Source organism: Kribbella sp. NBC_00482, from assembly GCF_036013725.1.
GTDB lineage: Bacteria > Actinomycetota > Actinomycetes > Propionibacteriales > Kribbellaceae > Kribbella.
On record NZ_CP107881.1, the window covers coordinates 4,868,955 to 4,886,828 of the forward strand.

Below are 17,874 nucleotides of genomic sequence, written 5' to 3' on the forward strand. Positions count from 1 at the left end.
ATCCGCTGCGGCCCGGCCGCATCGGGTGGCACGACCCAATCCCGTAAGAAAGGGGAAGCTCATGCGTGGTTCGAACGCAGCCAAGGCGGCGGTCGCGGCGCTCGCCGTGGCAATGCTGTCAACGGGGTGCCTCAGCGGCGCCCCCAGCGACGCCTCCAGTGGGAACGCATCCGGCCCAGGGAAGTCGACCGTCGAGGTCATGTACGGGTTCGGCGACAGCCAGGAGGCGGCCTTCCAGAAGGACCTCAACACCTTCGCCCAGGCCAACGGGTTCACGATCAAGTTCAGCAAGGCAGGCTCCTGGGACACCGAGATCCGCGCCCGCGTCGCCGGCGGCAGCGCACCCGACGTGGGCCTGTTTCCCCAGCCGGGCCTGATGTGCGACCTGGCGGCGAAGAAGACCGTTCTCGCGTACGACGACGCGACTGTCCAGACCGACACCAAGACCCTCGTCCCCGGGTTCGTCGGGGCGGGCACCTGCCCGGACGGAAAGGTCTACGGCCTCCCCGCGGCCGTCAGCGTCAAGAGCCTCCTGTGGTACGACAAGCCGGCCTTCGCAGCCGCCGGCTACACCGTCCCGACGACGCTCGACGAGCTGACCGCCCTCACCGACAAGATCCGCTCGCAGGGAAAGACCCCGTGGTGCATCGCGGCCGAGTCCGGCCAGGCGACCGGCTGGCCGGTCACCGACTGGATCGAGGACCTCGTCCTGCGACTGGCCGGCCCGGACAACTACGACAAATGGGTCAAGGGGCAGTTGAAGTTCAGCAGTCCCGAGATCAAGCCCGCCTTCGACTACTTCCAGAAGATCGCCCTGACCGACGGCAACGTCCTGGGCGGCAGCAAGGCCATCGTGGCCACGAACTTCCAGACCGGTGGGAACGCCCTGTTCAAGCAGCCGCCCGGCTGCTACCTGTTCAAGCAGGCCACGTTCGTCGCCGGTAAGGGTGGCTTCCCGGACGCCGTCCTGGCCAAGCTCGACACCGAGGTCGGCGTCGCCGCCTTCCCCGTGAAGGAAGCCGGCAACAACCCCGTCCTCACCGGCGGTGACCTCGCCGCGGCCTTCAACAACGACGCCAACACCATCAAGCTGCGCAACTTCATCGCCAGCAAGGACAACGGCATCGAGGTCGGCAAGGCCGGCTACTTCTCGCCGCACAACTCCTTCGACGTCTCGCTCTACCCCAACAACACGCTCCGCACGATCGCCCGGGACGTCCTCTACAAGTCCACGGCCGCCCGCTTCGACGGTTCCGACCTCATGCCCGCCAAGGTCGGTGCCGGCACGTTCTGGACCGAGCCGGTCGCGTGGATCTCCGGCAAGGAGAACCTCGACGAGGCGCTGAAGAACATCGACGCCAGCTGGCCGAAAGCCAGCTGACCCCCGGTGACCGCGGGGCCATCGCGGCCCCACGGCCACCGCCCCCGAGACCTGGTGGTGTCGTCGCCACCGCTCGCACGGAAGGACCGCCCTATGGTCACCAATCTCGCCAACGCGGTACTCGCAATCCTCGGAGGCATCGGCGGCGCGATGCTCCTGTTCTGGATCCTCAACAAATTCGTCGAGACCCTCGGCCATCGCTGGGAGGAACGAGTCAAGCCCTGGGTATTCGCCGGCCCGGCCATCCTCGCCATCGGCGTCTACCTGATCTACCCAGCCGTAATCACTGTCCAGCTGAGCTTCGCGAATGCCTCATCCACCGCGTACGTCGGCCTGGCGAACTACAAGGACCTGCTCACCAGCCCCGACTTCCTCGGTGTCCTGTTCAACAATCTCCTGTGGATCCTCATCGTCCCCGCAGCCACCGTCGCCCTAGGGCTGGGGGTCGCAGTCCTCGCCGACCGTCTCCGGCCCAGGGGAGAGAAGACCGCCAAGACCGCCATCTTCCTGCCGATGGCGATCAGCATGGTCGGCGCAGCGACGATCTGGCGCTCCGTCTACGAGTACCAGCCAGAGGGTGAGTCCCAGACCGGGTTGCTCAATGCCATCCTCGGCCTGTTCCACTCGGGTCCGTTCTTCTGGTACTCGATCGACACGATGCACTTCAACAGCCTGCTCCTCATGGTCATCCTCATCTGGACGCAGGTGGGCTACGCGATGGTGCTGCTGTCCGCCGCCATCAAGGGCACGCCCGAGGAAACCATCGAGGCAGGCCGGGTCGACGGCGCGAGCGAACGGCGGATCTTCTTCAGGATCATCGTCCCGCAGATCAAGGGCACCCTCATCACCGTCTTCATCACCGTGCTCATCGGCGTCATGAAGGTCTTCGACATCGTCTACATCACGACCAACGGCGCCTTCAACACCGACGTCATCGGCCGCCGGTTCTACAACGAACTCTTCACCGACGGCAACGCGGGCTACGCCGCGACCATCGTCGTCCTGCTGATGCTGGCCATCACGCCGGTCCTCATCTACCAGGTGCGGCACTTCAAGGCCGAGGAGGCAGGCAGATGACCATCAGCATCGACCCAACGCCAGAGCTGGACAGCAAAAGGACACCGTCCCGGCGCCCGCGCCGTACCAAGCCGTCCGAGTCACGACCCGGCATCGGCGGCGGCAGCGCCACCTGGCCGGTACGCATTCTGCTGGCACTCGCCTGCGTCGTGTGGATGATCCCGGTCGCCGGCCTCCTGATCAACTCCTTCCGCACCAGGGACGCCCAGTTCAGCTCTGGCTGGTGGAGCGTCCTCGGCAACCCACTCGGCGCGACTCAATGGACCCTCAACAACTACGACCGCGTGCTGAGCAACGCCGATCCCAGCGTCAACATGGGCAAGGCGTTCGTGAACAGCCTCGTGGTCACCATTCCCGCGACCGTCATCCCCATCCTCATCGCCGCCTTCGCCGCCTACGCCTTCACCTTCATGACCTGGCGTGGACGCAACGTCATCTTCGTCGTCATCGTCGGCCTGCTGGTCGTCCCCAACCAGGTCGCCCTAGTGCCCCTGCTCAAGCTCTACGGCCAGCTCGGCATCAACCAGACCTTCCTCGCCGTCTGGCTCACCCACCTCGGGTTCGGCATGCCACTGGCCGTCTACATCTTCCGCAACTACATGTCCAGCCTGCCCGGCGACATCATCGAGTCGGCCAAGATCGACGGCGCCAGCCACTTCACCACCTTCTGGCGCCTCATCGTTCCCATGTCCGTCCCCGCGCTCGCCTCGTTCGCGATCTTCCAGTTCCTCTGGGTCTGGAACGACCTGCTCATCGCCCTGCTCTTCCTCGGCCGCGGAGACAAAACCGTCCTGACGGTCGCCCTCCAAGGCCTGCAAGGACAAACCGGACAAGGTCGGGAACTCATCCCAGCGGCCGGCTTCGTGACCATCCTCGTCCCGGTCCTGGTCTTCCTGTCCCTCCAGCGGTACTTCATCCGGGGCCTGACCTCCGGCTCGGTCAAGGGCTGAAGTCCGACGCCCCGAAGCCGAGGCTCATGACCGAGCCAGCCCCGCTGAGCCACAAGCCCGGGAACCGCGAACAGTGGCCCAATGTGCTCGAAACCAGGGACCTTGTCGCGGCGTAGCCGCGGGACTTCTCATTCCGGAGCCGTGCTGGGGTGAGATGAGTTTCGGGAGCGTGGGTCGCACACTTGAGGGAGAGGTGACGAGGGGTGCGTGCAATCCTCGGCATCGCCCCGCCAGGCGCCAACCTTGGGTTCGGTGCGGTGCGGGTCAAGGGAGGCGAAGCGATCGCTTGCGACGGCAGGAAGGCATCCCTTGACGCGTGCCGTGCCGGACCGCACCTCCCATGATTCCTGCCAGGGCGATGTGGAGACCTGCCTTTGGTCACTCCGCCGACTGCCTGAGCCACGGCGGCGGGTAGCTGGCCAAAGCGAGCCTCGCGCTGACAACCCACGCACTGCTCGTCCAAGTTCACACGAAAGCATGACTCGCTTGACTGGTGCAGAGAATCCGGCCGAACGACGGCTCGACGCTGTCGAGCCTCTCCTGGTCGTCCTGAGATAGCCCAGCGAGGGAGTCGTAGTACTTGCCCAACTGGCTGTACATCTCGGCGAGGACGGTAAGACCTCGCTCGCGACGTTCCCCGGCGATCGTCAGGTCTCAGGATCCACACCCCCTGAGACGCCCCAACTAGCGCGCCGCGCAACACAGGCAAGTGCGACGAGGGGTACAACTGCTTGGCATGCACAGCATCGAGCGCGAATCGCAGATGCTCGCCGGAAAGCACGAGCGACATCCGTGCGAGTTGGCTGATCGCCATATGCGGAAAGATCTTGTCGTCAAGCGCCAGGTCGCTGCCGCTCTCTGGTTCTTCTACGGTTTGAGCCCTGCGCCGCCAGCGGTCAAGGTCCGGTTGCGTCTCAAGCATCTGAGAGTCGATCTCGCCCACCGCAGCGGAGAATGAACACCATGGAACGGCCGATCGACTTCTCGCGCGACCGGCACTTGTTGCGCGGAGACTGCGGTCGGCGATTCCTCGTTGATCTGGACTGGATCGACCGAGGGGAGCAGGGACAGGAGAAGTGTCCCGGCTGCGGTATGACCTGCGAGCACGAGGACGCTCCGCGGGTAACAGTCGATCTCGCCGATCTCGCGCTGGACGACGACCGCGTCACGCGGCTGTTCTGGTATCACACCAGCAGGCGATGGGCACGTCGGGCGAGCGGTCTCATCGCCGTGATCGAGAATCCGGCATACGTGCTTGATTTGCTTGACGGCCAAGAGTGTCTGCGGCTTTGAGCGCGGACGCGCCTTGGAACACCCATCACTCGCCGGGTTCACGGGTTGTTGAGCCTCCGACCGGCTACACCCGTCACACCAACACCCGGTGGTACCAGTCACGGATCTGATCAGCCCAGTGGGATTGAGCAACGTCCCGGCGTCACTGCTGTGCCCCGGTTGACCGCCGCTCCCAGCCGCCTCGTGCCCACCGCAACTCACCGTTTTACTAACCGGATTGAACGAAACATGCTGAGCACAGTCGCCAACAACTGCTTACTCTCCATTGGAGAGTCCCCTCACCGGCTCTCTGACCTGGCCATATAACCCGGAAGCGATGAACTTCCGGGCCCGAACTCGCCGGTTACTCGCCGCTTTGCGACTCTCGGTCGACTCGCGGTGCCACTAGATCGCAGGTCCTTCCGGCGTTTGCCGCCCGTGCTCGTGGATGTCGCGAAGAGCCTGCTCGAGATGGCCGGCCGCCTCGGGGTCTCGGGCCCGTCGACCGACGTAGTCATCCATCGTCGTTGTCGTCTGCGCGTGCCCCAGCTGGTCTGCGATGTGTCGGGGAGACTGGCCGGACTCCTCCAGAATGGTGGCGGTGGTCTTCCGGAAGACGTGTGCCGTGACCCAGCCGAAGGTCGGCGCGAAGATTCTCTGCACTAGTCAAGTCTGGTGATAGTCGGCGGGCTGGTAAGGAACGTGTCACCAGCGGCAAACGGCGAGGGGTAGCGCTGGTGCCGTAGGGGCCGGCCGGGGCTACCTGGCCACGATGATCGTCGAGATGGCCCTGATGACGTCGGGGTGCTCGCGCTGCTGATACTCATCCCGCTCGCCGACCAGGCTGACCGCGGACAGCTCGGCCCGGACGCCGCCCAGGCCCCCGGGTCACTCGCGGTCGACGCGAACGAGACCGCCTACCAGATCGGCCAGCTCTCGCTCGCGTTCGGAGCCCTCTTCCTGTGTGCGTTGCTGTTGCGCACCCGGTTGGCCCCCAAGTGGTTGGCGGTCTGGGGTCTGGTTGGATACGCACTGCACCTGGTCGGCGCCGGCGCCGAGCTTTGGTGTCCACAGCAGCCTGGTGCTCCTCATCCTCGGCGGCATCTTCGAGGTCACGTTGGCGATCTGGCTCCTGATCAAGGGGTTCACGCCGGCGGCGTACGACCGATCACCAGCGACCCCAGGCCGACGAGTGAGCAGGCTTCGGGGGATTTCCGCAGCGCATTGCGTCGTTCTTGGCAGGGTCTGGTCGCCCGGCTTGTGGCCCCTGAAGTTCAACGTTGACAGGGGATGTTCTCCCGAGGATGGTGAGCATCACAGGGCGTATGCGGGTAGTGGTCTCAGGCGTGTTCGTCGGAGATACCTATGAGCGACCGGGGGGCCGCTTCAGGGGGCGCACTCGCGTGGCGGACATGAGCGCATTGACGTACCGCGATTGTCGCGGGCGTGTTTTACCTGGCCACCGAGGTCACCTCGATCCCGGCGCTGCTGTTCTCGAACTCCGCGACATCGACAAGCCCGTGCAGGACACGTACGGCTGCGCCGGTGTCCGGACCGCTACGGGAGGCACACGATGAGGGTCTGCATCGTCGGAGCGTCGGGCAAACTCGGGCAGTACATGGTGCAGCATGCGTTGGATCGGGGCTACGAGGTGGTCGGCGTGTGCCGGCAGGAAAGCGTGGGGAAACTCGACCGGTTCAAGGGGCGTATCGCCGTGATCCCGGGAGCAACGGACGACCCTGAGGTCATCAAGTGCGCGGTCGCGGGGTGCGACGGGGTGCTCGTCGTGATGACCCCGGTTGGCGTCAACGGGTACTCGACGGGAACGACCCAGGCGGTGCTCGACTACGCACCTCCGGGCGCGCGCCTTGTGTTCTCGTGCGGGTGGCACATCACCCGCGACGGCCAGGACGTGTACTCGTGGAAGCTCAAGGTGATGGTGAACGTCTTCGGCCGGCTTGCGCGACTCGCTCGAAAGGTTGACCTCGACGACCAGGTGGAGGCATGCCGGCGGGTGTTTGCCAGCGACACCCGGTGGACGGTCGTGCGCGGCAGCGACCTCGAGGAGGGCGAAAGCCAGGGCTTGCCCGTGTGGAGCGAGCACGTAGGCGATCCAATCCTGGCGAGCAACCTCACGCGTCGAGTGGACTTTGCCCTGTTCATGGTGGAGGCCCTCGAGAACGACGAGCTCGTCCACGAGGCCCCGGCGATCGTCGGTCGCGAGACGCCCGCGGCACTCGCCCACGCCGCCAGAGAATGAACTCTTCAGTGGGCGAGGGTTCTCCAGAGCGGAAGACCCCGGACCGCTCGCTTCCTAAGGCACGCTGAGCACATGGCCAGCGAGCCCAGCACGTTCCCACGCCACATCGCCATCCTGCTATTCGACGGCGTCGAAGAGCTCGACGCCGTCGGCCCGTGGGAAGTACTGGCCCACTGGACCCGCAACCACCCAGACGACGGCTGGGCTGTGTCCTGTATGTCCCAGGACGGTCTGCCGGTAACCGCATCCAAGGGCCTGGTTCTGGGCGCACACCACGCCATCGCGGACGCACCACCCCTGCAGGTGCTCATATACCCAGGCGGCGAAGGCACCCGGGGGCTTCTGCGCGACCCCAAACACCTCGAGTGGGTCCGCGCCCAACGCGCGACCGTCCCGTTGATGACCAGTGTCTGCACTGGCGCTCTGGTCTACGCTGCTGCCGGGCTGCTCCGCGAGCGGCCGGCGACGACCTACTGGGCTGCGATGGACGAGCTGCGCGGGCTTGACCCCAGCGTGCAGGTCCGCCCAGACGACCGCTGGGTCGACGACGGCGACCTCATCACCTCTGCCGGCGTCAGCGCCGGTATCGACATGGCACTGCACCTGGTCGCTCGCCTCGCCGGCCCCGAACGGGCCTGGCAAGTCCGGCGCGGCATCCAGTACGACCCCCAGCCACCGGCCGGACCCCTGCCCGCGCCCGGACCGCCTGTCCGACACGACGATCAAACTCGCCGCCTTCCACGGGGCGGGAACGGCATACGGCCGCCATTCGGCGCCGACGATGAAGGGAGAAGCAGATGACGTCTCAAGACGTATTCAGCACAGAGACGGCCGGGCTGGCGGATGTGTCGCGCCCGGGTGTGGTGCGACTGCGTGACGGCGCCCTGCTCGAGCTCGGCATCGGTGCGGTGCGCAAGGGCATCGAGGGCGCCGAGTTGCGCATGCTCGCCTACAACGGGTCGATCCCCGGCCCGACCCTGCACGTGGATCAGGGGTCGGAGATCACCGTACAGGTGTCGAACGAGGGTGACGTGGAGACGACGGTGCATTGGCACGGCCTGCGGCTGGAGAACCGTTTCGACGGGGTCCCGCATGAGACGCAGGAGCCGATCCAGATCGGGGGGTCATTTACGTACAAGTTGCAGTTCCCCGACGCCGGTCTGTATTGGTATCACCCGCACATGCGGGAGGACTTCGCCCAGGAAATGGGCTTGTACGGAACGATCATCGTCGAGCCTTCGGACCCCTCGTACTGGTCCGTCGTCGACCGTGATCTGACCCTCACCTTGGACGACTTGCTGGTCGAGGACGGGCACATCGCGCCCTTCAACCGGTCTGGGCCGACCTTCACCGCAATGGGCCGGTTCGGCAACGTCATGCTGATCAACGGGGAGACCCAGTTCTCCGGACAAGCGGCGCAGGGGGAGGTCGTGCGCCTGTATCTCGTTAATACGGCCAATACCCGGATCTTCAACTTCGCTGTCCGTGGCGCTCGGGCGAAACTGGTTGGCGGCGACAGCGGTCGGTTCGAGCGCGAGACGTTCGTCGAGGAGGTACTGCTCGCCCCCTCCGAACGCGCGGTCCTCGACGTGCTGTTCGACACCCCCGGGGAGGTGCGGCTGGAGCACCGCACCCCTGACCGGGTTTACGACCTCGGCGGCTTCACGGTCACGGCCGCCGCGGGCGGCGAGGCCGCTGCGTCGTTCGAGATGCTGCGCACCGACCCCGAACTCACCGCCGAACACCACTCGATCCGGCACGATCTCGAGAGGCAACCCGACAAGGTCCTTGCCTTCTTCTCCCGCATGCCGCTCCTGTACGGCGCAGAGGACATCGCAGCGTCCAGCTACGCCTGCCCGATGCACCCCGAGGTCACCGCCACCGAACCGGCGAAGTGCCCGCAGTGCGGGATGAAACTGGTGCCCTCCGACGCGCCAACGCCCGCTGCCCACACCTCGCAGGAGGGCCCGGCGCAGAGCGGACACGATCATGGCGACGGTCTGGAGTGGGAGGACCTGATGCCGGAGATCAACCGCGCATCGGATCCCAGCAACATGATCTGGCAGCTCGTCGACCGGGAGACCGGCGCCGAGAACGGAGCCATCACGTGGGCTTTCACCGTGGGCGACCGGGTGAAGATCCGGCTGGTGAACGAGATGGACTCCGATCACCCGATGCACCACCCGTTCCACATCCACGGTGCCGGTCGCTTCCTCATCCTGTCCAGGGACGAGGAGCCGGAGGCCAACCTCGTCTGGAAGGACACCGTCCTTGTGCGGGCCGGCGAAACGGTCGACATCCTGCTGGACGTCTCGAATCCCGGGCTGTGGATGGCGCATTGCCACATCGCCGAACACACCGAGAGCGGAATGATGTTCAGCTTCAACGTCGCCCGACTTCCCGAGGGAAATCTGCGCGAAGGTACTGCGAACCTGCCGGTGTCGTCATGACCGACGTACTGGACGTGCTGGTCATCGGCGGAGGCCAGGCCGGTCTGGTGATGGGCTACCACCTGGCCGAGCGCCGGCAGCGCTACCTGATCGTGGACGCGGGCACGCAGATCGGCGACGCGTGGCGCTCACGATGGGACTCCCTACAGCTGTTCACACCCGCGCAATTCGACAACCTGCCAGGAATGCCATTCCCCGCCGCGAGGGACACCTACCCCGACAAGGACGACGTCGCGAACTTCCTGCAGACCTACGCCGCCCGGTTCGAGCTAGCGGTACAGCTGAACACAACTGTGGTATCGCTGACCAGAAGCGACGACGGGTACGTCGTGACGACCCGGGGAGACACCTTGCAGGCCAGGAATGTGGTGGTTGCCACCGGCCCCTTCCAGGTTCCGTTCGTCCCACCGATCGCGAAGGACCTCGACGCCGACGTGCCTCAGATCCACAGCGTGGACTACCGCCGCCCTCAGAACCTGCCGGCGGGAAAGGTCCTGGTAGTAGGGGCCGCGAACTCAGGCTGCCAGATCGCCCTGGAGCTCACCGCCACGCACAGCGTGGAACTGTCGGCCGGGCAACGGATCCCGACGATCCCCCAGCGCCCATTGCGCCGCGACGTGTGGACGTGGGCGAGTGGGCTCAGGCTGGACCGAGTCACCGTGGCCTCCAGACTCGGAAAACGGCTGGCCGAACGTGACCAGGTGATCGGCGCCGGCCCGCGACAGCTTGCCAAGCGGTACGGCGTCCGGATCCGTCCCCGCGCGACGATGGCGGCCGGCCGGACCGTGACCTTCGCCGACGGCACGGCGTCCGAGTACGACGCCGTGGTGTGGGCGACCGGGTTCAAGGCGAACCACGCGTGGATCGACGTGGCCGGCGTGAAGGACGAACAGGGCCGCATCCTGCACCAACGCGGCGTCACCCCGTCTCCCGGTCTGTACCTGCTGGGGATGACCTGGCAGCACACCCGAACCTCCGCACTACTCGGCTGGGTCGGCTCCGATGCGTCCTACCTCGCGGACCACATCGCGAAGCAAACAGACGAAGCGCGAGACTCACGCCGGGACGCCAACACCTCGAAGTCACCGTCGCCTCAATGACAACCGGCCACGCCAATGCGCGTGCCCCGATCGCCTGGGGACTCGTCTGGGGGGCAATCCAGGCCGCATCACCGCTCGGCTTGTGGTGGCTCGACGCAGCGACCGTCTACGCCCTTTCCCTGGCCCTCATCGCATCGGTCTACATCGGCTTCGCAGTGGCCGACGGACGACCAACCGTCGTCGCCGTCGAGACCACCATCGCCGGGGCCTTCGTGGTGGTCGCCGCGGCGGGCGTCACCGGATCGGCGTGGCTCCTCGTCCTCGGCTTGATCGGCCACGGGTTCAAGGACCTCTGGCAACACCGCACTCACTATGTTGCCAACACTCGGTGGTGGCCGCCGTTCTGCCTCACTGTCGACTGGCTCGCCGCCACGATCATCGCAATCGAGATCGCCGCCGGACTCCAACTCCACCGCTAGCCGACTTGCCGCTGGCCAAGACGCTCTGCACGGCGGTACTCACAAGTGTCGTGTTTGGTGGCTCCTCGGCGTAGGTTGGAGGTACCGAGGAATTCCTGCGCGCTGACTCCGCTCTGCGTCGCCCCGGCGATCCATTGATGCCGGCTGTGACTGCGCTGGAGACAAGGTCATCGACATGACCGCAATCCACGATCCTTTGGTCCCCGAGGGCGTGTCCAACCCGCCTCCGGACATGGACTTTCCCACCGGGCCGCAGGAGCCAGAGCGCTCGTATATTGGGGGAGTCGTGGCCGGATCGCTGGCCGCGGGCTTCGCGGCCGCGGTGATCCTGGCGTTCCTCCCAGTCGGCATCGTGAATGACGACTTCTCCACCGCCATGGTCCTGATTGGCTTTGCCTTCGGGTGGGCGCTCATCGCGGTTCTGTCCAGCCGGTTCGCCGGCCAACCGCAACGCTGGGCGGTTGCGCCGGCGATCTTCATGGTCCTGTCCGGGGCGCTGGTGCTCTTGGCCCCGGACGCCGTGGTGGATGCTCTGGGGTGGGTCTGGCCGCCGGCGTTGTTGGTCTTGGTGGTCTGGGTCTGGACCCGCGCCCGGCGCGAGCTGCACAGCCGGACGAGGGCGTGGCTGCTGAACCCGGTGTTGGTCGTCCTGGTGATCTTCTCCGTCGGCGGAGGGTACGAGACGATCAGCCGCTCGACCGACCCCGCGGTTGCCATGCGCGGTCAGCTCGTCGACGTGGGACCGTACCGGCTCCACCTGGAGTGCACTGGCTCAGTGGGTCCGACCGTGATTCTGGAGCCCGGTGGTGGCGGCTCCGCGGCGTCGATGGGGTTGATCGCACCCGCTGTGGCCCGCGACAGCAGGGTGTGCGTGTACGACCGGGCGGGGCGTGGCTGGAGTGATCCGGCCGCGAGTCCTCCCGATGGTGTGCAGATCGCGACTGATCTGCACGAACTGCTGGCTCGCGCAGATGTTCCGGGTCCGTACGTACTGGCCGGGCATTCCTTCGGTGGCCTGTACGTGAGGGCGTACGCCGCGAAGTACCCCGAGGAAGTCGCTGGCCTCGTGCTGGTCGACTCGACAGGAGCCAAGAGCACCCCCGTGTCCCCGCAGGACGCGAGTTCGTACAGCGTGTTGAAGCACCTGTCCTCATTGGCCGCAACGACCTCCCGGTTGGGGGTCGGGCGCCTGATCGCCGGCAGCGGATTCTCGGAGCTCCCGCCCACGTACCGGGACGATGCGCGTGCGACTGCCGCGACCGGGAAGGAGATGGGGGGATTCCTCGATGAGTTCGGTGTCGCGAATCGGTCCGAGGCCGAGGCGGGGAGTCTCCGCAGCCTCAATGCGAAACCGCTGATCGTCCTGACCGCAGAGCGCGGAAACTCTGAGGGGTGGATGGCTGCTCAGAACGAGACGGCCAAGCTGTCGACCAACAGCCTGCATCGCGTCGTGCCGGGGGCGACCCACGGTTCCTTCGTGGAGAACCCGGATCATGCCGCCGCTATCACCAAGGCAATCCACGAGGTCGTGGTCTCAGTGCAGACCGGCGAACCGCTCAAGGGTCCCTGACGAGGCATTCTCAAGCGGGGGAATCGGATGTTGTACGTTCAAAGAAGGAACCCGTGGACGTGTCTTAGTCGTATGCCTCGCAGGCGTGACCTTCACCCCGCATGACTTCGGCGGCTGTTTGCCACCGAGCTGGTCAACAACGGCCTCCCGATCCACATCGGCGCGAAGCTGCTCGGGCACCTCGACCTGCAGACCACTCAGCGCTACGTCGCGGTGTTCGAGGAGGAGATGGTCCAGCACGACCAGGACTTCCTGGCCCGGCGCCGCGAGCTGCGGCCAGCCGACGAATACATCTACGTGACGCCCCGGGAATGGAGTGACTTCGAGGAGCACTTCGACAAGCGCAAGGTCGAACTCGGCTCCTGCGCCCGCCCCTACGGGACACCATGCCAGCACGAGCACGACTGCGTGCGATGCCCGATGCTGCACGTCGATCCGCGCATGCTGCCCTTCAAGAGTTCGAGGACGATCTCATGGTGCGGCGCCGCCGCGCCGTCGACGAGGCTGGCTCGGTGAGATCGAAGGCATCGATCTGACCCTGCGGCTGCTGCGCGAGAAGCAGGCCGGTGCCGACGAGCTCACACGCCGCACGGCCGAGCTTGGGATGCTGGCTTGCGGCCCGGCTGAGCCCCGCAAGGGAACAGATCGTCCAGATACAGATCCAGAACCCCCGAAGTCGGAGTTTCTACTTGCCGTGGGCGAGGAGCTGGGTGCCTAGGTCGCTGGCGTCGTTGGCGACGTCGGACAGGACGATGACGGCCTTGTGTCGGGCGCGGTCGAGGCCGAGGTACGAGGCGTAGCCGCCGGTCTGCCCGCCGTGCGAGGTGATGGTCTGACCGGTCTGCCAGGTGGAGATCTGCCAGAAGTCACCGATGCGGGAGTTCGACCGGTCAGTGGCGGTTGTGGGCTCGAGGGCGGCCATGCCGGGTGCGGTCCCGTCGAGGAGCGCAGTCGCAAGTCTGGCGAGGTCGCCGGCGGTGGACACCGCGGCACCACCGGGCGCGTAGGCGCTCATGACCCATGGCTGGACCGGGAGACCAGTCGCCGATCGTCCGCCGGTGACGAGTGCGTGGCCGGTTTCGATGGCGGTGCGGGTCATGCCCAGCGGCTCGAACAGGCGGGTTCGCATCAGATCGGCGTAACTCATCTGGGCTGCGGCGCCGACCCCGAGGCCAGCCCACCCGACACGAAGCGGTCGACGTCGTCTTCCAGAGCTTCAACCGATACCTGGGCGTCGCCGTGGGCGAGCACCTCGGCTACCTGCTCACCGGTGCCTGGACCATCCTGGTCGGCATCGCATTCACCCAGACGGACCTCGCCCCGAGCTGGCTCGGGATCCCCGCGATCGTCATCGGCGCCGTCCTCGTCGTGTGCTCGCTGGAGTTCGTCGGCCCGGCCGAGCGCCATGGCTGGAAGCTCGCGGCCACCTGCACGCCGATCACCTACATCGCCTGGTCGCTGTGGCCCATCGCTGCCGGCATCTCGCTCCTCGTCTGACGCCGGCGACTTCCAGATCACCAGCACCACCTACAACCAGTTCGAACGCACGACCTCGTTTGAGATGACGGCGCGGCAGGTCTTGGCGGTCGGGGCACCGGCTTTGTTCTTGATCTTGGTGAGGACGGTGTCGATGCGTGGGGCGTTGGCCTCGCCGACGCGGTGCTCTCCGAGGGCGGGGCGGATATGGTCCTAAGGGCGCGCCGGTAGGTCTCCAGGGACGTGGGGGGAGCGTGTGCCATCGGCGACCGGGCCCTCGAATCTCTTCTCCCAGAGGTCGAGGAGGTGGCTGACCTTGTGCATCGCCGTCAGCTCACCCGACTGGCTGGTCCTCGACCGGTCCTGGAGCTTCTTCAGGAGGGAACGTTCGGCGGCGGTCTTGGTCTTGCCGAATGCGGACACGACGCGGACGTGGCCGTCGTGGTCGCGGAACTTCGTCTTGGCGCGGTAGGCGACAGGCTTGCCCTTGTCGTCAGTTCTCTCGACGATGGTCGAGATGCTTCCCCAGGTTCCGATGGGCAGCGGTGGTCTCGACATGTCAGGCCTCCAACCGGGGCGATGGCCGGCAGTTCAACGCTGGGCGCGGCTGAGAATCCGAGAAATCGGTAGCGATGCGAACCGATGTGATGTGACGCACAGTCACGATCAACTCAGGGGCGCGAAGCTGACCTGAACAAGACGGCGGGCACTCGCTGCGAACGAAGGTTCTGGCAAAGGGGCACGTAAAGGGCCCGTGACAGACATGAAGAAACCCAGGGCACCTTGGTGACCTGGGCTTTTGTGCGCCGCCAGGGACTCGAACCCCGAACCCGCTGAATTCCAACTGAGACTGATCATCAGTTGTCAACGATGCTCGGGATCCCTTACAGGTAACAGATTCCGCGGCTGCTTGATGCGCGTAAGTTCTCATCGGCAACCATCCTCTCGCGCTGATTGAGGTGCGTAAAGAGGTGTGCAAGAGGCCCTGCCGAGCCTGGGACGTGTCGGCAGATTTGCAGTCAGGCGCGCTGAGTCGTGGTGAAAGTCGGCGGCAGCATCGCCAGCCGTTGGCGTGCGCGAGACGGCTCCACGGAGCGTCATGTATCAGAATCACACCCTCTGGGGATGCTGAGGGGTCCGATTCGATACACGCCTCGGACCTCTGCCTCAAGAACCGACCAGGATGGCTCTGCGGGGATGCGGGCGCCGCACCCGAGCCGCCGGGCCAGGCTGCGGGATCTTGGCGCCGACGCTGCGGCACCCGGGGTGGTTCACGCGCGCGCGGCGTCTAGAGGGACGCGCCGCCACAGATTGTCAGGTGTTGGCCGGTGATCATGGCGGCGTTGTTGGTGAGGAGGAAGTGCGCGAGGGCGGCGACTTCTTCGGGGCGGATGAGGCGGCCGAGGGGTGGTACGACGGGTGGCGTCGTGGCTCGAGCCGGGTCGGCGAGCATGGCGGTGTCGGTCGGGCCGGGTTCGATGACGTTGACGGTGATTCGCCGCGGCGCGAGTTCCGTCGCCCACGACCGCGCAAGGGCGCGCAAGGCGGCCTTCGTCGCGGCGTACTGACTCTTGCCGGCGACACCGACGGCGGTCCTGCTGCCGATCAGCAGGATCCGGCCGTCAACGGTCATCCGGTCGACGAGGCTGTTGGCAAGGCTGATCGCGGCGTCGACGTGGACGGCATACATGCGGCGCCCGTCATCGGGATCGAGGGCGCCGAGCGGCCCGCTGACCTGGAACCCGGCCGCGTGGATGAGCGCCTGAACGCCCTCGACGTCGCCGACCGCGTCTTCCGTACTCCCGGGCTGAGCGAGATCGCAGTGTCGCCAGCGGAAGCCTTGAGCGCTCAGGTCGGGTCGGCGTCGGGAGAGGCCGATCACGGTCCAGCCGTCCTGGAGCAGGTGGTCGGCGATGGCCCGCCCGATCCCGGAGCTGACACCGCTGATGACGGCTGTGCGGTCAGCCGGCATTCAGTTGTTCCTGGAGAGTTGCGGCCGGAAGGTGGAGGTAGCGGATCGCCCGGCGGTGATGGGTGAACGCGACGTGGAGGTCGCCGCGGTCATCGATCACCACGGAGGGGTAGCTGAGCTCGCGGTTGAGACCGTCGCGCGAGTTGTTCGAGAGTGCATAGCCGTCGCCGTCGGCGAGCACCCGTCGGAGCGGCCAGGTCAGTCCGTCGTCGCGGGAGACGGCGAGGCTGAGCGGTGCCCGTGGTGCTCCCCAGAAGGCGGTTCGTTCGGAGGCGTCGTCGACCTCGCGCACCCGCGGCTTCGAGCCTTCCACGATGCCGCTGTCGTCGATCTCGTCGTACAGCGAGACCCGTCGCGCGACCGCGTCGGCCCGGCTGCTGTCGTTGAACACCATCGCGGTCGGTCCGCCGGGCAGAGCGATGGCCTGGATCGACGAGTTGTTGTTCGGGAGCTCCGTCGGCTGTGGCGGTTCCCAGGTGATGCCGTCTGTCGACGTACTGCGGTAGATGTTGTCGGCCCAGCGGCTCCGGAAGTACGCCGTGAGTCGCTCACCCGGCACGATGTTCATGTGCACGCGGCCGGTGGAGTCGGGCACGGGTACCTCTTCCCACGACGCGCCCTGATCGTCGGAGAACCAGACGCTGCTTGTGTCCCGGTCGCCTGCCCACTTGCGCCCTTCGATCCGGACGCATGCGAACGTCGGCAGTAGCCATCGTCCACTCGGTAGGACCACGATCGGCTGCCGAACGAAGACACCGCCGTCCGGTGAGCTGAGCAGTTCCCGGATCGGTCCCCAGGTTATGCCGTTGTCGGTGGAGACGCGCGCCCGGACGACCGCGGTGTCCTGGTCGCCGGCGTGCTGCGCGGTGTAGAGCAGCCAGAGCTCGCCGGTGGGAGCAGGGAAGAGGACCGGATTCTGCTCCGAGCGGGTGTCGTCGTCGCTGAGCCGCACCGGCTTGCTCCACCTCCCACCGGGCGCCAGCCGCGAGAACCACACGCTGATGTCCGCGACGCCTTCTTGCGTCCCGCCGAACCAGACGCATCCCAGGTCACCACCAGGCAGTACGGCGAGCTGCGCCGCGTGGGACTGTACGGTCTCGGTCGGCAGGAACGCCTCACCGAGCCCATCCGCTCGCTCGTGTACGACGCCGTCCGTGGCCAGCTGCTCCAGCGCACTCATCGCTCACCCGCCACGCGCAGGTGCTCGGCTGCCGCCTGCTCGAGGTGCACGAGATCCGAGGAGACGGTAGCGAAGGTGAATCCTTCGGCCAGCCGCTGCGCGGCGATCGTGCCGTGAGCGGTATGGATGCCTGCAGCAACGTTCGCCGCTTTCGCCGCGGTCCGCACCCGCTCCAGCGCCGCCTCGAACACGTCCGCGACCGCCGGGTCGCCGGGATACGCGCCCCCGACGGCGAGGCAGAGATCCGAAGGACCGACGTACACCCCCGTGAGACCGGGCACGGCGCAGATGCTCTCCACGTCGGCCAGCCCTTCGGGCGTCTCGATCATCGCGAGTACGGCGATCGACGCGTTCGCCTCGGCCGGCTTCGGGCCGACCCGCAGTGCCGACCGCATCGGTCCGTAGGAGCGGACACCACCGGGCGGGTACGTCGCCGCCGCGACCGCCCGGGCCGCGTCGTCGGCTGTGTTGACGAGTGGCACGATGATTCCGGCCGCACCGGCGTCGAGCGCCTGGCCGATGTGGAACGGCTCGTTGGCACCGACCCGGACCAGGCCGACGGAGCTCCCGCCCGCGTCGACGGCGGTGAGTCCGCGCAGGATGCCGGCGTACTCGATGAGTCCGTGCTGGGCGTCGATGCAGACATAGTCGTAGCCGAGCCGCGCGATGCGCTCGGTGGAGACGGGGGAGTCGAGCACGACCCAGTAGCCGAGGGCGCGGTCGCGGCGGCGAAGCTTGTCGGTGAAGGAGCGGGCTGTCACAGGCAA

General features: G+C 66.5%; 20 protein-coding genes and 1 pseudogene. 15 read left to right on the top strand and 6 right to left on the bottom strand.

The features are described from left to right. The first annotated feature begins 61 nt into the window (after positions 1-61). From OHB24_RS23855 to OHB24_RS23875, 5 genes are all read left to right on the top strand, one after another. Complete coding sequence (locus OHB24_RS23855) at positions 62-1,381, top strand: ABC transporter substrate-binding protein (RefSeq protein ID WP_327633044.1); 1,320 nt, start codon at positions 62-64, stop codon at positions 1,379-1,381. A gap of 93 nt (positions 1,382-1,474) precedes the next feature. Further along, positions 1,475-2,458, top strand: coding sequence for a carbohydrate ABC transporter permease (locus OHB24_RS23860; RefSeq protein ID WP_327633045.1), 984 nt, complete (start codon positions 1,475-1,477; stop codon positions 2,456-2,458). Continuing rightward, positions 2,455-3,408, top strand: a complete 954-nt coding sequence (locus OHB24_RS23865; RefSeq protein ID WP_327633046.1) for a carbohydrate ABC transporter permease — start codon at positions 2,455-2,457, stop codon at positions 3,406-3,408. Before OHB24_RS23860 ends, OHB24_RS23865 begins: the two co-directional genes overlap by 4 nt. A 736-nt stretch (positions 3,409-4,144) precedes the next feature. Continuing rightward, a complete protein-coding gene (locus OHB24_RS23870) occupies positions 4,145-4,366 on the top strand; it encodes a hypothetical protein (RefSeq protein WP_327633048.1) in 222 nt (73 codons plus the stop codon). A 5-nt stretch (positions 4,367-4,371) separates the two neighbouring features. Next, the gene (locus tag OHB24_RS23875; protein ID WP_327633049.1) at positions 4,372-4,701 is read left to right on the top strand and encodes a hypothetical protein; all 330 of its coding nucleotides are present in this window, start codon (positions 4,372-4,374) and stop codon (positions 4,699-4,701) included. Between the two features lie 384 nt (positions 4,702-5,085). Here the strand turns inward: OHB24_RS23875 and OHB24_RS23880 are convergent, their stop codons facing one another. Continuing rightward, positions 5,086-5,343, bottom strand: a complete 258-nt coding sequence (locus OHB24_RS23880; RefSeq protein WP_327633050.1) for a tyrosine-type recombinase/integrase — start codon at positions 5,341-5,343, stop codon at positions 5,086-5,088. Between the two features lie 141 nt (positions 5,344-5,484). Here OHB24_RS23880 and OHB24_RS23885 point away from each other — a divergent pair, with 141 nt between their 5' ends. The 9 genes and pseudogenes from OHB24_RS23885 (at position 5,485) to OHB24_RS23920 (ending at position 12,995) form a co-directional block, all read left to right on the top strand. Beyond that, positions 5,485-5,964 (top strand): DUF4386 domain-containing protein, encoded by a 480-nt coding sequence (locus OHB24_RS23885; protein ID WP_327633051.1) that lies wholly within the window; start codon positions 5,485-5,487, stop codon positions 5,962-5,964. Positions 5,965-6,253: 289 nt separating this feature from the next. Next, complete coding sequence (locus OHB24_RS23890) at positions 6,254-6,940, top strand: NAD(P)H-binding protein (protein ID WP_327633052.1); 687 nt, start codon at positions 6,254-6,256, stop codon at positions 6,938-6,940. A 72-nt stretch (positions 6,941-7,012) separates the two neighbouring features. Then, the gene (locus OHB24_RS23895) at positions 7,013-7,741 is read left to right on the top strand and encodes a DJ-1/PfpI family protein (protein WP_327633053.1); all 729 of its coding nucleotides are present in this window, start codon (positions 7,013-7,015) and stop codon (positions 7,739-7,741) included. Beyond that, on the top strand, positions 7,738-9,390 hold the full coding sequence (locus OHB24_RS23900; RefSeq protein ID WP_327633054.1) for a multicopper oxidase family protein: 1,653 nt from the start codon (positions 7,738-7,740) through the stop codon (positions 9,388-9,390). Before OHB24_RS23895 ends, OHB24_RS23900 begins: the two co-directional genes overlap by 4 nt. Beyond that, positions 9,387-10,490, top strand: a complete 1,104-nt coding sequence (locus OHB24_RS23905) for a flavin-containing monooxygenase (RefSeq protein ID WP_327633055.1) — start codon at positions 9,387-9,389, stop codon at positions 10,488-10,490. Before OHB24_RS23900 ends, OHB24_RS23905 begins: the two co-directional genes overlap by 4 nt. Continuing rightward, on the top strand, positions 10,487-10,909 hold the full coding sequence (locus tag OHB24_RS23910; RefSeq protein ID WP_327633056.1) for a hypothetical protein: 423 nt from the start codon (positions 10,487-10,489) through the stop codon (positions 10,907-10,909). Before OHB24_RS23905 ends, OHB24_RS23910 begins: the two co-directional genes overlap by 4 nt. A gap of 175 nt (positions 10,910-11,084) precedes the next feature. Beyond that, on the top strand, positions 11,085-12,479 hold the full coding sequence (locus tag OHB24_RS23915) for an alpha/beta hydrolase (RefSeq protein ID WP_327633058.1): 1,395 nt from the start codon (positions 11,085-11,087) through the stop codon (positions 12,477-12,479). A 114-nt stretch (positions 12,480-12,593) separates the two neighbouring features. Then, positions 12,594-12,692 (top strand): annotated as a pseudogene (locus tag OHB24_RS43350) (tyrosine-type recombinase/integrase); the annotation flags it as partial. Then, positions 12,693-12,995: a hypothetical protein gene (locus tag OHB24_RS23920; protein WP_327633060.1), complete on the top strand. Its 303-nt coding sequence runs from the start codon at positions 12,693-12,695 to the stop codon at positions 12,993-12,995. A gap of 169 nt (positions 12,996-13,164) precedes the next feature. Here OHB24_RS23920 and OHB24_RS23925 read toward each other — a convergent pair whose 3' ends face one another. Beyond that, entirely contained in the window at positions 13,165-13,608 is a 444-nt protein-coding gene (locus OHB24_RS23925; RefSeq protein WP_327633061.1) for a serine hydrolase domain-containing protein, read from the bottom strand. Between OHB24_RS23925 and OHB24_RS23930 the strand changes: the two genes are divergently transcribed. Further along, positions 13,545-13,976 carry a DUF4386 family protein gene (locus OHB24_RS23930; protein ID WP_327633062.1) on the top strand — a complete coding sequence of 144 codons (432 nt, stop codon included), beginning with the start codon at positions 13,545-13,547 and terminating at the stop codon, positions 13,974-13,976. The two genes, OHB24_RS23925 and OHB24_RS23930, sit on opposite strands and share 64 nt — an antisense overlap. A gap of 192 nt (positions 13,977-14,168) precedes the next feature. On the opposite strand, the gene OHB24_RS23935 is transcribed toward OHB24_RS23930, so the two are convergent. From OHB24_RS23935 to OHB24_RS23950, 4 genes are all read right to left on the bottom strand, one after another. Then, positions 14,169-14,513 carry a hypothetical protein gene (locus tag OHB24_RS23935; RefSeq protein WP_327633063.1) on the bottom strand — a complete coding sequence of 115 codons (345 nt, stop codon included), beginning with the start codon at positions 14,511-14,513 and terminating at the stop codon, positions 14,169-14,171. 730 nt (positions 14,514-15,243) lie between these two features. After that, positions 15,244-15,927, bottom strand: a complete 684-nt coding sequence (locus OHB24_RS23940; protein WP_327633064.1) for an SDR family NAD(P)-dependent oxidoreductase — start codon at positions 15,925-15,927, stop codon at positions 15,244-15,246. Then, on the bottom strand, positions 15,917-17,107 hold the full coding sequence (locus OHB24_RS23945; protein WP_327633065.1) for a sialidase family protein: 1,191 nt from the start codon (positions 17,105-17,107) through the stop codon (positions 15,917-15,919). Before OHB24_RS23945 ends, OHB24_RS23940 begins: the two co-directional genes overlap by 11 nt. Further along, entirely contained in the window at positions 17,104-17,868 is a 765-nt protein-coding gene (locus OHB24_RS23950; RefSeq protein ID WP_327641096.1) for an HpcH/HpaI aldolase family protein, read from the bottom strand. Before OHB24_RS23950 ends, OHB24_RS23945 begins: the two co-directional genes overlap by 4 nt. Positions 17,869-17,874 lie beyond the last annotated feature (6 nt).

What these genes read in the sequence shown, in the direction of transcription:
- OHB24_RS23910 (WP_327633056.1), top strand. Translation starts at nt 10,487, where the DNA reads ATGACAACCGGCCACGCCAATGCGCGTGCCCCGATCGCCTGGGGACTC.
- OHB24_RS23890 (WP_327633052.1), top strand. Translation starts at nt 6,254, where the DNA reads ATGAGGGTCTGCATCGTCGGAGCGTCGGGCAAACTCGGGCAGTACATG.
- OHB24_RS23915 (WP_327633058.1), top strand. Translation starts at nt 11,085, where the DNA reads ATGACCGCAATCCACGATCCTTTGGTCCCCGAGGGCGTGTCCAACCCG.
- OHB24_RS23940 (WP_327633064.1), bottom strand. Translation starts at nt 15,927, where the DNA reads ATGCCGGCTGACCGCACAGCCGTCATCAGCGGTGTCAGCTCCGGGATC.
- OHB24_RS23900 (WP_327633054.1), top strand. Translation starts at nt 7,738, where the DNA reads ATGACGTCTCAAGACGTATTCAGCACAGAGACGGCCGGGCTGGCGGAT.
- OHB24_RS23895 (WP_327633053.1), top strand. Translation starts at nt 7,013, where the DNA reads ATGGCCAGCGAGCCCAGCACGTTCCCACGCCACATCGCCATCCTGCTA.
- OHB24_RS23870 (WP_327633048.1), top strand. Translation starts at nt 4,145, where the DNA reads ATGCACAGCATCGAGCGCGAATCGCAGATGCTCGCCGGAAAGCACGAG.
- OHB24_RS23865 (WP_327633046.1), top strand. Translation starts at nt 2,455, where the DNA reads ATGACCATCAGCATCGACCCAACGCCAGAGCTGGACAGCAAAAGGACA.
- OHB24_RS23935 (WP_327633063.1), bottom strand. Translation starts at nt 14,513, where the DNA reads ATGTCGAGACCACCGCTGCCCATCGGAACCTGGGGAAGCATCTCGACC.
- OHB24_RS23925 (WP_327633061.1), bottom strand. Translation starts at nt 13,608, where the DNA reads ATGCGAACCCGCCTGTTCGAGCCGCTGGGCATGACCCGCACCGCCATC.
- OHB24_RS23855 (WP_327633044.1), top strand. Translation starts at nt 62, where the DNA reads ATGCGTGGTTCGAACGCAGCCAAGGCGGCGGTCGCGGCGCTCGCCGTG.
- OHB24_RS23905 (WP_327633055.1), top strand. Translation starts at nt 9,387, where the DNA reads ATGACCGACGTACTGGACGTGCTGGTCATCGGCGGAGGCCAGGCCGGT.
- OHB24_RS23875 (WP_327633049.1), top strand. Translation starts at nt 4,372, where the DNA reads ATGGAACGGCCGATCGACTTCTCGCGCGACCGGCACTTGTTGCGCGGA.
- OHB24_RS23945 (WP_327633065.1), bottom strand. Translation starts at nt 17,107, where the DNA reads ATGAGTGCGCTGGAGCAGCTGGCCACGGACGGCGTCGTACACGAGCGA.
- OHB24_RS23860 (WP_327633045.1), top strand. Translation starts at nt 1,475, where the DNA reads ATGGTCACCAATCTCGCCAACGCGGTACTCGCAATCCTCGGAGGCATC.